Below are 13,141 nucleotides of genomic sequence, written 5' to 3'. Positions count from 1 at the left end.
TTAATACAAATTTAACACCCTACTAACAACTTCCAATCGCCTCTTCCCACATTGCTGCTGAAGAACAGTTGTGAATCTACTGTCCTTTAAAAATTTATTCTGATTATTACTATATAACTTCTGAATCATTTCAATCATTTCAACTTCACTTATGTCATCTTCCCAATAAGTATCAATTACTAGGTTTATAGACGCAGCTAAATCTCTTTGTGTTTTCTGAAACAACTTAATATCCATTGAATCACCTCGGTGTTCTTACTTTTTTTATACTTTATCTTTATTTTATAGCTAGTTCTATAGTATCACAATAGAATATAAAAATATCAACATATTTTCACCCCATTCATAATGAATAAAGAGGCTATACGGGGTATACCGACTTCATGCCTGATTACTATGACATACAAAAGTAGACTTTTTGATCTAAGCTTATACTGGTTAATCAAAACAAAACGATATGTTCAATATTACAAGTATACCTATCTAAATTGTCAGCCATAAAAACTGTCGAACAAAAATAAAGTTCGTTTATGTTAATGATGAATATTTTTACCGTGTTATTTCTACTAATTTGCAAGAATTGTGAATTATAGGAATTACTAGTATACTTGATAGTGTTGGATGAAAATAAAATTAAGCGTTTATTGCTACTGAAATTGACAATTTTGGTTAACTGTAAGGCAACTAAAATTATCGATTAAAGTGTATTTATTCTTTTTTAAATTGTTACCAATATAAGATAAGAAATCTATTCAATAACTGGATAGAGGCATAAAAAAAGACATAAGGGGGGTATGTATACTTGGTTCGTCAATGTGACAACATACAAGAATTTTTAAAAAAGTCGTTCGTATTTGTATTAGCATTTGTATTATTGTTTGAAATCGCACCAGTTAAAAATATAATAACAAGTATTTTTGGATTAGCTGAAAATAGTAATATTTTGGTGGGATTGAATCTTTCAGATATTATTCAAATCAGAAAATGGGCACTGATCTATTTAATCCTTTGCATCATATGTTTCCCTTTAATTAAACTATATTTGTTAATTAGAAAACATCTTAATAGTCCCAAAAATCTTGAGTTGAATCCTTTTGAAGATAGTCTGTATAAATATATTGAAGATAAACCTAATGGAAAGGGATATTTAGTTACAGGTGAATGGGGAAGTGGTAAAACTTACCTGGTTACAGAATCCATCAATAAGTATTATAAATTTTCAAACAAGTCAATATATCGAATATCTTGTTTTGGTCTTGACTCAAGGAAACTTATCTTAGATGAAATAAAAAATCAGATTGAGATAAATGATAAATCCTTATTAAATTGGATTCAATATATTCCTGCAATTGGTAAACCTCTCTTTGGAATACTAAAGGATTCTTATAGTTTAAATAGCATACCTAATCGATCAGTTTTTATATTCGATGACTTTGAAAGGATAACGTCTTTAGGAATAACTGACAATAAAAGAAATAAATCCTATGAAAAAGATAAATTCATTTTAAAAAATTTTAATAGAGAGCCTCAGTTTCAGGAATTTAAAGATATAAATAAAGAATTTACTAAAATAGAAAATGCATTCAGAAAATACGACAGTGATAATGAAATAATTTCCCTCACTAATAATTTGCAAAAATATAATATTGTAACGGGATTAATTAATGAACTTATCGAGAATTACAATATAAAAGTAATTATTATATGCAATGTAGATATCTTAGGATATGACTTTGTAGATAAAGTTTTTAGAGGCAAACTAGATTGTATTACTTATAACAAATCTATAGATGGAAATTCAATAGAAAGTATTTTTAAAAGTACAATCAAAAATCAAATATATTCAAATAAAGATGTAAAAAGACTCGTTACAGGTGTTACTAGTAAGATAATGAAAGATTTCGAAAAGGTCTGGTTTTCAAGTGGTAATAGTAATCTTAGACAAGCAAAATCAGTAGTTCAGGCATTCTTTGATACTGTAAATATTATTAGTTCTAAAATTGCTATAAATGAGAATTATTTAGTCTCACTTTTTTATAGTATTTACGTAGTTAGGGTATTAGGAGATGAAAATCGTCTAGAAAATTTGGATCAGTTCTTAGTTGGGGGAAACCTGCCTTTCTTTTTACATTTGTATAGAAAAGAAGAATTGTATGAATCATTAACATTAAGTGATAATTTTAGTAGTCTTAAGTGGACAGGTATATCTATAGCTGGTTTTTGGATACTTAATATGAGAAAACCAAATAATATCGATATAATGCTGAAATACTATACTGATTATGAATATAATGATTTGGAGCTAACTCTTTTACAAACCGATAGTTATAGCTGGAATGATGATAGACTATTATTGGAACACGCAATGTATGTTGCGAGAAAAGAAGCAAATACAAGTCCAGAAAAGCATGATGAACAACTTAATGAGGTGACCCAAAAAATTAGAAGTAATATTGGCTTTTTTATTGAGCATGGTCAACGTAATGAAGATTCAATGGAAAAGAAAGTTTGTGGCCTATTACGTAAAATTGCTACTATATCAGGAGGAATGTTCTATTCTGTAGTTCGTGACGAATGGTTTAAATCAATATATGCATATTCTAAAGTAGAATCAGTCATAGAAGAAGAAGGTATTTATATATTAAGGGCGTATAATGAATTTGTTCAACAGAGTAAAAATACAGAGGAACAGCCAATCAATATAAGTTAAAGATTGGCATGAACAAACTGTAATATCAGCAGAAATTATCCTGTTCTTTTTGGTTCAGAACCAGGTATTATTTTATTAACTTTATCCATTTTAGAACAGTTAAAGCGGTTTAAAATCTGTTTTTTCACTAAAATTATCATTTACCTTTTACTCCAATTATTTCACTTTATTTCCTTATGATTAATATAATACTAAAACACTTCATTCGTAAATTGGGGAACCTCACTCACTTATGATAAGGTTCCCCCCGATTTATCCGAAACGCCCGATAAACCTGTTCCAACAATATCAATCGCATAACCTGATGGGGAAAGGTCATTTTTGAAAATGACAGTGCCAGGTTACTGCGTTTTTGCACTTCTTCACTGATTCCTAGTGATCCTCCAATGACAAATGCAACTTTGCTTTTACCATAGGTGGCAAGCTCATCCATTTTAGCTGCAAGCTGTTCGGAGCTTAGCATTTTACCGTTAATTTCAAGGGTGATTACATAGGTATCCTGATTAATAGTAGTTAAAATACGCTCGCCTTCTTTGCGCTTTACCTCCACCATTTCAGCTTCACTCATCGTTTCCGGTGCTTTCTCATCAGCGACTTCGATTACCTCTACTTTGGCGTAGGCACCGAGGCGTTTTAGGTATTCCTGAATACCTTGTTTTAAATATTTTTCTTTTAGCTTACCCACTGTTACAATTGTTATTTTCATGGATGGGTACATCCTTTTTCAATTATTTCCTTTAGTTTATCATATAGGGAAATATCCTACATGATCCTGTTGCTTGCTATGCGATTTCCCGTAAAAACTATTAAAATGTTTAATTGTTGGCAAATTTGGATATATACTATCTTAAAAGAGTGGTGTAAATTTGAGTATAAAGAAATCGATAGAGAATCAAATCGAGCAGCTAAGGCATAAAATGTATCAAGCTTATCAAAATGAAGAGAGTTATAATGACCTCATCCATATATCTCAAAAATTGGATGTCCTCTTGAATGAACTGGAACATCTCAACAACCATACTAAAAAGTAAAAGGGCCTCACTTTCTGCTGAAATAGAAAGTGGGGTCCTGTTGTTGATTGATAATAAGAAAAATCTTGTATATTACATAAATACGTGTATTATATATCATAAAGATATATATCATAGTGATAGGAGAAAAAATGAAGAAAATGAATCATACAAAATATGCGATTTTAGGAATATTAACTACGGGATGCAACACAGGTTATGCTATTAAGCAACTCATCGACCAAAGTCTGAATCACTTTTGGAAAATAAGTTATGGACAGATCTATCCCACATTAAAGAAACTCGTCGCGGATGGATTAGCTACCGTCCAGGTTATTCCGCAAGAAGGAAAGCCTGACAGAAAGGAATATTATCTAACTACTACTGGTAAATTGGAATTACAAAAGTGGCTGCAGCAGCCCATAAGCGAAATACCTGTTGAAAAAAACGAGCTGCTGCTAAAACTCTTTTTCAGCAGTCATCAGAGCAATGCAAGCACCATACAGCACTTAGAACATTATAGAGATAAATTATCTGAAAGCTATAACACATATAAAGAGATTGAGAAAATGATCACTTCCTATCCATCCAATGAAAACGATGCACAGTTCTGGATTTTCACCTTAGATTACGGAATAAGAACAACACTTGCTGCAATTGAATGGTGTGATGCGACGATTCAAGAAATACAAAATAAGGAGGATTTAAATGGGCAAACCGATATTTGAAGGCCGCTTTACTACGGAAAACAATCAGGATATCGTTGTATTTCTAATCGGGATGAGAGTCAACAAAAGACTGGCAGTCCGAAAATGGTTCCCGGTTTTTACATCGATGCCAGGAATGATCAGGGAGCTTTATGAAAATAAGGAGGAGCTTGGTTTTCTGTCTATGGAAAGTTTCTTCGGTTTACGAACTACAGTCATGATTCAATATTGGCGTTCCACAGAAGATCTGCTTGCCTATGCAAAAGGTGATAAGCATTTAGCCGCTTGGAAAGCATTCAATAAAAAGATAGGAAATAACGACGCTGTTGGGATATACCATGAAACCTATGTATTACATGCAGGAGATTATGAATCTGTTTATGGAAATATGCCGCTTCACGGTCTTGCAAAAGCTGCTGAACATATTCCAATTACTAGTGAGATCATTTCTGCTAAAAAGAGATTAAAGTCGTTATAAAATAACAGCTGTTCCGGTAAGAGTTGATCTGCGGAACAGCTGTTTTTAGTTATATTATTCAAATTCATGCTTGGCAAGCTCTGTGGCAATGGCATCTTCAATTTGCCTCATACTTGCACTGGAACCAAGATAGTTATTAATCAGAACCGAGAATATTAATTTTTCCCCATCCTGTGTTGTCACGTATCCCGATAGTGCTGAAACACTGGTTAAGGAACCTGTTTTGGCTGTTACATTTCCCTTTGCCGGTTCAGATGTCATGCGAAAGCGTAATGTACCTCCTACCAGGCGCTCTGGTTCACCCGCAAGTGGCAGGGAATATTCGAATGCTGGAAACCAGCTTCTGTCTTGAGCTGTATATAGCATTTGTGCAAGATCATTTGTTGGAATATAGTTTTTATGTGACATGCCTGATCCATCGCGAAGCAGAATTGTATCTGCATTTACTCCTAATCCGCTTACCACGTCCTCAATCACTTCAAGCCCTTTATCCCAGCTTCCTTCATCATGAATTACTTTCCCCATCTCTTTTGTTAGTGTTTCACCGTGTCCATTATTGCTCAATTTCATGAAAGGGATGAGCAGCTCCTGTAAAGGCATCGATTTTTTAGAAGTAAGAAGATGAGCTGATTCCGGGGTTTCCCCCATCGTTACTTTCGAGTTGCCTACCAATGTGATTCCTTGCTCTTCCAGGGACTTCTTAAACACGTCCATGGCATATCCTGTTGGCTCCCATACAGATGCCCATGACTTTGAGTTTGAGCCATTGAGAGGCATACTCCCTTCGATAATGATGTTATTGGAACCATGCTCACGTTCGATAGAAATATCCTTTCGTTCCGAATCGGCAACCATTTCTGTATCATTTACAATTGTAATGTAATCATTTTCTGGTGTTACCTTCACATTTGCAGGCTCTCCAATAGTTTCTGAGGGACTTACCTCAACAATGACTGTTCCTGCGTCATAATCATCATCTGGTGAAATGGTTAAGGCAGAGACCTGAGCCCCTGTATAAAAAGGTTCATCTGACCAATTTAAATCCTGTGATAACCGAACATCATCATACCAGCTGTCATCACCGATCAGGTCCCCTTTTATCTTGTGAATACCCTGCTCCTTCAAATCGGTGGCAAACTGGTCAAGATCCGTTTTTAATAAAGTGGGGTCTCCTTTACCCTTTACGTATAAATCTCCCTGAAGTACTTTCCCGTCCATGCTGCCATTCGTCAATACTTCTGTTGTAAATTGATAATCTGCACCCAGTGTTTCTAAAGCCGCAGCAGCTGTCAGCAGCTTCATATTGGAGGCAGGATGCAACCGTGTATCGCCGTCCTGGGAATAAATCATTTCACCTGTGTCTGCATGCATGATACTAACCCCGGTTACAGTTCCATCCAGACGTTCATCACCTAGAATTTCCTCCATTTTCTGTTCAATCGTTAAATCATCATTTATCTCGTCTTCTGTTAGCTCTTCGGATGCTTTTACAAATAGTACTTCTCCTCGATCAAGAAATGGCAAAAATGCAAGCATTACGATCAAGAAAAATAAAACCGCTTTTCTGTTCTTACCTTTTGAAAACATAAGCTTGTCCACATCCTTTTACTATAATTTGAATATTTAAATTATACAGTAAAATTTTATAAAAAAGTTCGATTTTATGGAAAACACTTCCAATTACCTATGAAGAAAAGGAAGAGCCGTATTAATGTCCGGTGCAAATATACCTAGACCTAATTATGTGTTTCATCTTGACCAATCATGGGAATCGTATTTATGAAAGGGCTCTGTAAAGATTGTTGTTATCATTCAGCGATCGCTCCACTTTTTCCAGCGTTCGGCTTGCTTAATCCCGCGTTCGGACCGATTTATCCAGCGCTTTTTCAGCTTTATCTCGTGTTCAACCCGGTTCATTCAGCGATCAACCCTTTGGACGTAGTGTATTTTCCGTAGCAGGATCAGAAAGCCACTCTCAAAATGTAGCAAAATTCATATTTCCACTACATCGCCCTTTAAAGATCTTGTGTCAAAACAACATCTCTTTTCGGTGGGGCGAACTAAAGGTGCAGTCCCAATCTTTTAGAAAACAAGCCTATGGAAATAACGATTAAATATACCTCTAAAGGAGTGTGAGAAAATGAATCAAATTTTATTCATTCAGACAGGTACAGGCATTGATGTTCATGGACAAAATATAACGAAGGCTTCCGTTCGGGCAACTGAAAATGCGATCTGGTACAACTCCATGCCTGGAATTGAAAAGAACCTTCCAGATCAACGGCTTGAAAACATGAAAGTTAATGTTAAATTGGCAGTCCCACTTGATCGAGAAAAGCTGGATACAGAAAAGGTAAAAGAAGCCATTCCATACGGAACCGTTACAGTTGAGGTTACTGAGGGCGGAATGGCAACATCAAGTGGAATAATTTTAAAAGATAAAGATGATGACAATGATTTGATGTATATCGTAAATGCTGCTGTGGAGGTTGGTTATTAACCAGCATTCAGATAACTGCGACAAGGGATAAGGTATGTTCTAAACAGCCTTATCCCTTCTTTCTATTTGCTTTTGCAGGCAGATTATTACTAAGAGATCTACCCCACATCTGAAACCCCAAAGATACACACTCCAGCTTCCTATGAATGTTCGGTTTTCATTATCCTCATTTTTTAAACCCGATCTTTACCACATATTCTTATACTATTTATCCCTTTTAATGAATACATTAAATTGATGACTTATTAAAGGGATGTGATCTATTGGCGAGTTTTTTGGAAAGTGCTTCATTTGAACATCAATTTTGGTTACAGGTACTGGGAGACCATTCTAGATTTATTCGAGATTCACTCTATCCGTCTGAAACGGAAGAGGTTCAATTAGCCAGGGAATTCGTAAATAAATTCAATCAATTATTAGCAGAATCGAAATCAATCACTATGTCGAATGCAATAACATTTACAAAGCAGGCCGAGGCTGCTGCTGAGGAACTAAAGGAATTTAAACTATACATCATAAAACAGCATTTAGTTGGTGAAATAGGTATTCATCTTTCTCCAACCTTTCTCAATCATATGGTCAATGAACTGGAAGAGTACGAGCGCGTTATGCACTATTTAAAACAAGGGGAAGCTCCGCCGATTTTTCATGAACTGCATCATCATTTAGTCTGGCTTCTCGATGCGTCAGGTCATGCAGGGGCAATTAACGATGAGCTGGATGGAGTAGAAAAAAGACTGAAAGAAAAAAGCAAAAACTTCTCCGAGCATTTTGACCAATTTTATTTAAAAGCAGTGGAGCTTACAGGTTATTTGCGTACCAATATCCAGTCATTCCCTGCATTGGACAGATTCAACAATGATGTTGAGGTGGAGATGAACTTATTCAGAACCTTCCTGCATGAAATAGAGGAAATGGAGCTTTCGAATACGGTACTCAGTACTTTCTCTGCGTTAATGGCTGACCATATGGCGCGCGAAGAATGCTATTACTTAATGAAATTGGCAGAAGCTGCAGGTACATCCGACCCTAACTGCGATCCAGCCCGGCCGAGAACCGAGTGAAAAATTGGATTAGGATTTTATGGGTAGAAGAACGCTTGAATAGCAGATATTCAAGCTTCTTTAGTTTCCTTTTTTCCTTTTAGGAATTCACATAACCACATAAAATTACCAACTCCTCTCCGGTTTAGCTGTTATCTAACAGAATATCTGTGGTATGATAACTTTTAATAATAGGACGAGGTGATATTTCTGTGTTTTCACTTGAAATAGATGAACACATTACAATAAAGCTCTTAGCTGTTCGAAATGCAGAAGAATTATACAAGCTGACAGATGGTTCCAGAGATCAATTACGTGAATGGCTGGCCTGGGTGGATACTACTAAATCCAGTGATGATTCCTCTGCGTTTATTGAGCATACAATACAATCATTCAAGGAGAATAAATCGCTTACCACTGGGATCTTCTTTAAGGATGAACTTGCTGGAACAGCCGGGTTTAATAGCTTTGACTGGATCAATAAGATTGGCTATATTGGCTACTGGCTGGCACCACTATACCAAGGGCAAGGTATTATGACCCGAGTTACTCAAACCCTGACTGACTATGCATTTAACGAATTAAACCTTAATCGAGTTGATATTCGGGCAGCATATGAAAACAAAAAAAGCAGAGCCATTCCAGAGCGTCTTGGTTTTGTAAAAGAGGGGCAGATTCGACAGGCTGAATGGTTATATGATCATTATGTCGACCATGTAGTTTATGGGATGCTGGAAAGTGAATGGAAAAAGCAGTAATCAGGAGTGAATCATCGTATGAAATTTTACATAGCTTCAGGTTTTAGGAATAAGCAAGTAGTAAGATATGTTAGTCAAAAACTTCTTTCTCAAGGATATACGCACACATATGACTGGACACTCAATCAGCGTGCAACATCTCCAGAACAACTTAGGAAAATTGGTACATTGGAGAAGCAAGCCATAGTTGATTGTGAAGCACTGATTTTGCTGCTGCCGGCCGGCTATGGAAGTCACACCGAGCTGGGTATGGCATTGGCATTGGGTAAGCGCGTTTATATTTATTCTGAAAAAGAAATTGAACCTGCGACTGCATCCACATTTTATTTTGTAGATGGTGTGATTAGAACTCATGGTGACATTGATAAATTTATCGAGAGAATTGGTTTGGTTTAGCAAACAATTCTACTAAAACTAGTTAAAAACACTTGCTGATTACTGCCAATGAAATGTACCATCCTTGACATAATTTTTACCACTGAATGAAAAAAAGTGTACCAATGAATGACAGACTGTTTACCACTTCATACCTTCTGGATGATCAAAGATAAAAAACCATAGTTTTGGAATCTGAATGTTATACTTGTCGTACGAATTTAATTGATTTCAATAAGAGCAGTCTTCCGAAATAGGGTCTGATTGTAGAATAAAAACAAAGGGGCATATTTATGAACCTCGGATATGAATACTTAAAGATTGTACAAGAAAGATTTGAAAGCGTTAAAAATCTTGGAGATAAAACAATAAGCCAATTATCCGAAGAGGATATACACTGGAAATTAAACGAGGCTTCAAATAGCATTGCAATTATTGCAAAACATTTAAGTGGAAATATGATATCCAGATGGTCTGACTTTTTAACATCAGATGGAGAAAAATCCTCCAGAAATCGTGATCATGAATTTGAAGATAACATCTCCTCGAAACAGGAAATGATAACTATTTGGGAAAAAGGATGGAACACGCTTCTTGATACTTTGAATGGATTAGAAGACCAAGATTTATTAAAAAATATAACCATTCGAGGTGAGAAACACACAGTGCTAGAAGCAATCGAAAGACAAATGGCTCATTACGCTTATCATGTTGGTCAGATTGTTTATATTGGTAAGCAGTTAAAAGATGAGAACTGGGAAACCCTTAGTATCCCTAAAGGAAAATCAAAAGAGTATTTACAGCAGAAGTTAAAAAAACATCGATCTTAAAAATAGTAGATTTTTGTTCCATAATCACTAATGGAATAAGATGTGCTCTTTCTGAAAGCAGCCCGATTTTCGCAAAATGATCATTTAGTTAAGTAAACCTCTTGAAGATGGAGGTAGTTCCATCTCTAAAACGCAAGACTCTGATTGACTTTGCAAAACGCCAAAGCCACCTTGGCTCAATTATTAGTAGCGATGTTTATCGCTCATATAGAAAATTAGAAGATAAGGGATATAAACACGAATCCCAGCTTTATAATCCCAAAAAGAGCCCTGACCATCTTCATTGGCTCGATACAGTCCTGTCTAATGCGAAAGCACTTGTAGGTGGGATTTTTCATTGGTTAAGTTCAAGACATCTACAATCATACCTAGATGAATTTTGTTACAGATTTAATAGAAGAAAACATGAAGGTGATTTGTTTAGTCGTCTTCCTCACCATTGTATTGGGGTTAAGACAATCACGCACCGCAAATTAGTAGAAGCATGCATGCAAAGTCAGGAATTATTTGTGTGAATAATTTGATAAATCACTATTTTATTTGAAACTTTTTATTGTTCTCTTTCGTAAAAGAATATATAGAAAACATATTCTGTATATCGGGAAAGGGATTACCATTATGAAAAAGTGGTTTGTTTTTCTAGTACTCTTATCTGTACTTTTAGTCTCAGCTTGTAACAATAGCGAAGAATTATCTGGGCAAACTTTTACTGTTGCTTATACGCCAGTACTTCAAGAGGATGTTGATAGTCCTAATAGATATGACTCCATTATGACATTAGAATTTTCAGGTGGAAATGTAGTCACTAACTCTATTTATGACGGAGAGGGAACATATGAGTTAAATGATGATGAACTTGTCGTTCGTTTTGAAAATGAAAATGAAAATTTAGAAATAAGATTTACAGTTAAAGAAAGTGATAAAGACTTCAGCGAGTATTCTGCAATAATTAGTGATGTTGATTTTGAAATTACGGATACTGATAAAATAAGCCACTTTAAAAATTTAACCCTTAAATTAACGAAAGATATGTCCATTGAATTCCTAAAAAAATAGAAAGAAAAGCCACCATTCCAGATTGCTTTACTTTCAGAAAAAACTAGGACCACACATTTTAGATATGTCTACTATGCATGGTCCTTTTTTACGCTGACGATTCCACTTTGGAGTAATAAATTATTTGTTTTTGTTGCAGACATAAGTTTGCTCTTATTTTTTTGTTAGGTCTTATTAGGAATTGTATTTGGATGTTCGGAATAAAAGGTGAATTAAAAATAAGTTAAATAAGAGTAAAGATTAAGGGGGTTTATAATATGTCTATTCCCGATAGAATTATCAAGGAACTTGACATGTTGAGCGAAAAGGAGAGGCAAAAGAGCCATTTAACAGAATAACGTTATTAATATAAAAGAAAGTTAGCATCTTAAAAAAGGGAAGTTTATTAGTTTGTCGAAACCTTATACTATGAAGGAGTTGATGTCTGTATGAACAGAATTAATCTCATTACGTTAGGTGTAAGAGATATTGGAAAATCGCTTAAATTTTACCGCAACATCGGTTTTGAAGCATCCGTCACAGGAGACGAAGAAAAACCTGTCATTGTGTTCTTTAAAAATGAAGGATCAAAGTTAGAGTTATTTCCACTTGAAGAATTGGCAAAGGATATTAACGAAGAAAATCCTCCTGAATTGTCAAAAGGGGGGTTCTCGGGTGTCACTCTCGCTTATAATGCAAAATCTGAAACTGAGGTTGATGATATTCTTCAATCAGTCAAAAAAGTCGGTGCCCAAGTAGTTAAAGAGCCGCAAACATTATCATGGGGTGGATATGGAGGTTATTTCATTGACCCTGATGGTTATTACTGGGAAGTTGCGTACGGCTCAAACTGGGAATTTGATGACTCAAACATGTTAATCATTAAAGATTAGATTAAAAAAATACACATTTATTCAACAGTTAATGGATGGCATCTATTTAGGCTTTTTCACTTTCCGAAGCCTTGACGTTACCCCATTGGTAAACGCGTTGGCAGTAAGTGGTACATTCTTTCGTCTGTAATCACTTACTGTACATAGTGATTACAGACAGGTGTTTTTATAGAGGTTGTTCAAAAATTACGGTAAAAATGACACATCGAATTTCTTCTTTGGCTTGTTTTTCCGTTCCTTGGAAAAGAAAAGCAGTTTTCCTGCGTGCGACGCGGATTCAAGGGAGCATTCCTTATGCTCATGTATTAAAAGCATACATTCCGCTACTCGAAGCTACGCCGCCTCGAACTTCTCGGTCTTTTATCCTTCTTTTTAAACACGCACTTATATAGTTAAATTATATCATCAAACATCAGCCCTTCACCATCCAGGTCGATGATTTTCAATCTATTTGTATCCTTTACAAATACACTTTTGTATAGTTTCTCTCCAAGTTCATCCTCAAAAAAGTTTACTCGTATATCTGAATTATCCTCCTGTGTCTCCATTTGGAGTGATTCCAAATCTATGTGATCGTCCAATATTACGTATTCTTCCATTTCTTTGATATCGCCAGCATGTTTGTCTGCTTCTGTCGTTTCACTTTCTTCTTGGTTGCTGTCTTTTGTTTGATCGTCATTATTGTCGGTGCATGCAGTCAGTAATAGCCCCATAAAAACAACCAATAGTAGTTTCTTCATAAGTTGTCCCACTCCTTAAATTTACTTTCAGCCATACAGTACCCTATTTTTATGGAGTATTA

General features: G+C 35.3%; 16 protein-coding genes. 12 read left to right on the top strand and 4 right to left on the bottom strand.

Annotated elements, in window-relative coordinates:
* On the bottom strand, window positions 1-237 hold the full coding sequence (locus tag QGM71_RS16535) for a TIGR04540 family protein (protein ID WP_327608673.1): 237 nt from the start codon (window positions 235-237) through the stop codon (window positions 1-3).
* Between the two features lie 565 nt (window positions 238-802).
* On the opposite strand from QGM71_RS16535, the gene QGM71_RS16530 reads away from it, so the two are divergent.
* A complete protein-coding gene (locus tag QGM71_RS16530) occupies window positions 803-2,710 on the top strand; it encodes an ATP-binding protein (protein ID WP_327608672.1) in 1,908 nt (635 codons plus the stop codon).
* Between the two features lie 226 nt (window positions 2,711-2,936).
* Here QGM71_RS16530 and rlmH read toward each other — a convergent pair whose 3' ends face one another.
* Window positions 2,937-3,416: a 23S rRNA (pseudouridine(1915)-N(3))-methyltransferase RlmH gene (gene rlmH / locus QGM71_RS16525; RefSeq protein WP_327608671.1), complete on the bottom strand. Its 480-nt coding sequence runs from the start codon at window positions 3,414-3,416 to the stop codon at window positions 2,937-2,939.
* A 160-nt stretch (window positions 3,417-3,576) separates the two neighbouring features.
* Between rlmH and QGM71_RS16520 the strand changes: the two genes are divergently transcribed.
* The 3 genes from QGM71_RS16520 to QGM71_RS16510 all read left to right on the top strand — a co-directional run bounded on the left by QGM71_RS16520 (window position 3,577) and on the right by QGM71_RS16510 (window position 4,905).
* Complete coding sequence (locus tag QGM71_RS16520; RefSeq protein ID WP_327608670.1) at window positions 3,577-3,741, top strand: aspartyl-phosphate phosphatase Spo0E family protein; 165 nt, start codon at window positions 3,577-3,579, stop codon at window positions 3,739-3,741.
* A 131-nt stretch (window positions 3,742-3,872) separates the two neighbouring features.
* A complete protein-coding gene (locus QGM71_RS16515) occupies window positions 3,873-4,448 on the top strand; it encodes a PadR family transcriptional regulator (protein ID WP_327608669.1) in 576 nt (191 codons plus the stop codon).
* Window positions 4,429-4,905: a DUF4188 domain-containing protein gene (locus tag QGM71_RS16510; protein ID WP_327608668.1), complete on the top strand. Its 477-nt coding sequence runs from the start codon at window positions 4,429-4,431 to the stop codon at window positions 4,903-4,905. The genes QGM71_RS16515 and QGM71_RS16510 overlap by 20 nt, the downstream gene beginning before the upstream one ends.
* 54 nt (window positions 4,906-4,959) lie before the next feature.
* On the opposite strand, the gene dacB is transcribed toward QGM71_RS16510, so the two are convergent.
* Window positions 4,960-6,492, bottom strand: coding sequence for a D-alanyl-D-alanine carboxypeptidase/D-alanyl-D-alanine endopeptidase (gene dacB, locus QGM71_RS16505; protein WP_327608667.1), 1,533 nt, complete (start codon window positions 6,490-6,492; stop codon window positions 4,960-4,962).
* A 553-nt stretch (window positions 6,493-7,045) separates the two neighbouring features.
* Between dacB and QGM71_RS16500 the strand changes: the two genes are divergently transcribed.
* From QGM71_RS16500 to QGM71_RS16465, 8 genes are all read left to right on the top strand, one after another.
* Entirely contained in the window at window positions 7,046-7,405 is a 360-nt protein-coding gene (locus QGM71_RS16500) for a Lin0512 family protein (protein WP_327608666.1), read from the top strand.
* 263 nt (window positions 7,406-7,668) lie between these two features.
* The gene (locus QGM71_RS16495; protein ID WP_327608665.1) at window positions 7,669-8,469 is read left to right on the top strand and encodes a DUF2935 domain-containing protein; all 801 of its coding nucleotides are present in this window, start codon (window positions 7,669-7,671) and stop codon (window positions 8,467-8,469) included.
* A 191-nt stretch (window positions 8,470-8,660) separates the two neighbouring features.
* Window positions 8,661-9,206 (top strand): GNAT family N-acetyltransferase, encoded by a 546-nt coding sequence (locus QGM71_RS16490; RefSeq protein ID WP_327608664.1) that lies wholly within the window; start codon window positions 8,661-8,663, stop codon window positions 9,204-9,206.
* Window positions 9,207-9,224: 18 nt separating this feature from the next.
* Entirely contained in the window at window positions 9,225-9,602 is a 378-nt protein-coding gene (locus QGM71_RS16485; protein WP_327608663.1) for a group-specific protein, read from the top strand.
* 272 nt (window positions 9,603-9,874) lie between these two features.
* Window positions 9,875-10,411 carry a DUF1572 domain-containing protein gene (locus QGM71_RS16480; protein ID WP_327608662.1) on the top strand — a complete coding sequence of 179 codons (537 nt, stop codon included), beginning with the start codon at window positions 9,875-9,877 and terminating at the stop codon, window positions 10,409-10,411.
* Window positions 10,412-10,518: 107 nt separating this feature from the next.
* Window positions 10,519-10,926, top strand: a complete 408-nt coding sequence (locus QGM71_RS16475) for an IS1595 family transposase (RefSeq protein ID WP_327608685.1) — start codon at window positions 10,519-10,521, stop codon at window positions 10,924-10,926.
* A gap of 103 nt (window positions 10,927-11,029) precedes the next feature.
* Window positions 11,030-11,467 carry a hypothetical protein gene (locus tag QGM71_RS16470; RefSeq protein WP_327608661.1) on the top strand — a complete coding sequence of 146 codons (438 nt, stop codon included), beginning with the start codon at window positions 11,030-11,032 and terminating at the stop codon, window positions 11,465-11,467.
* A gap of 428 nt (window positions 11,468-11,895) precedes the next feature.
* Window positions 11,896-12,339 carry a VOC family protein gene (locus tag QGM71_RS16465; protein ID WP_327608660.1) on the top strand — a complete coding sequence of 148 codons (444 nt, stop codon included), beginning with the start codon at window positions 11,896-11,898 and terminating at the stop codon, window positions 12,337-12,339.
* Between the two features lie 392 nt (window positions 12,340-12,731).
* Here the strand turns inward: QGM71_RS16465 and QGM71_RS16460 are convergent, their stop codons facing one another.
* The gene (locus QGM71_RS16460) at window positions 12,732-13,079 is read right to left on the bottom strand and encodes a hypothetical protein (RefSeq protein WP_327608659.1); all 348 of its coding nucleotides are present in this window, start codon (window positions 13,077-13,079) and stop codon (window positions 12,732-12,734) included.
* Between the last annotated feature and the right edge of the window lie 62 nt (window positions 13,080-13,141).

It is taken from the genome of Virgibacillus tibetensis (genome assembly GCF_036026595.1).
GTDB lineage: Bacteria > Bacillota > Bacilli > Bacillales > Amphibacillaceae > Virgibacillus_P > Virgibacillus_P tibetensis.
Note: the sequence above shows the minus strand (reverse complement) of the source record. Positions and strands in the feature narration are given on the sequence as shown.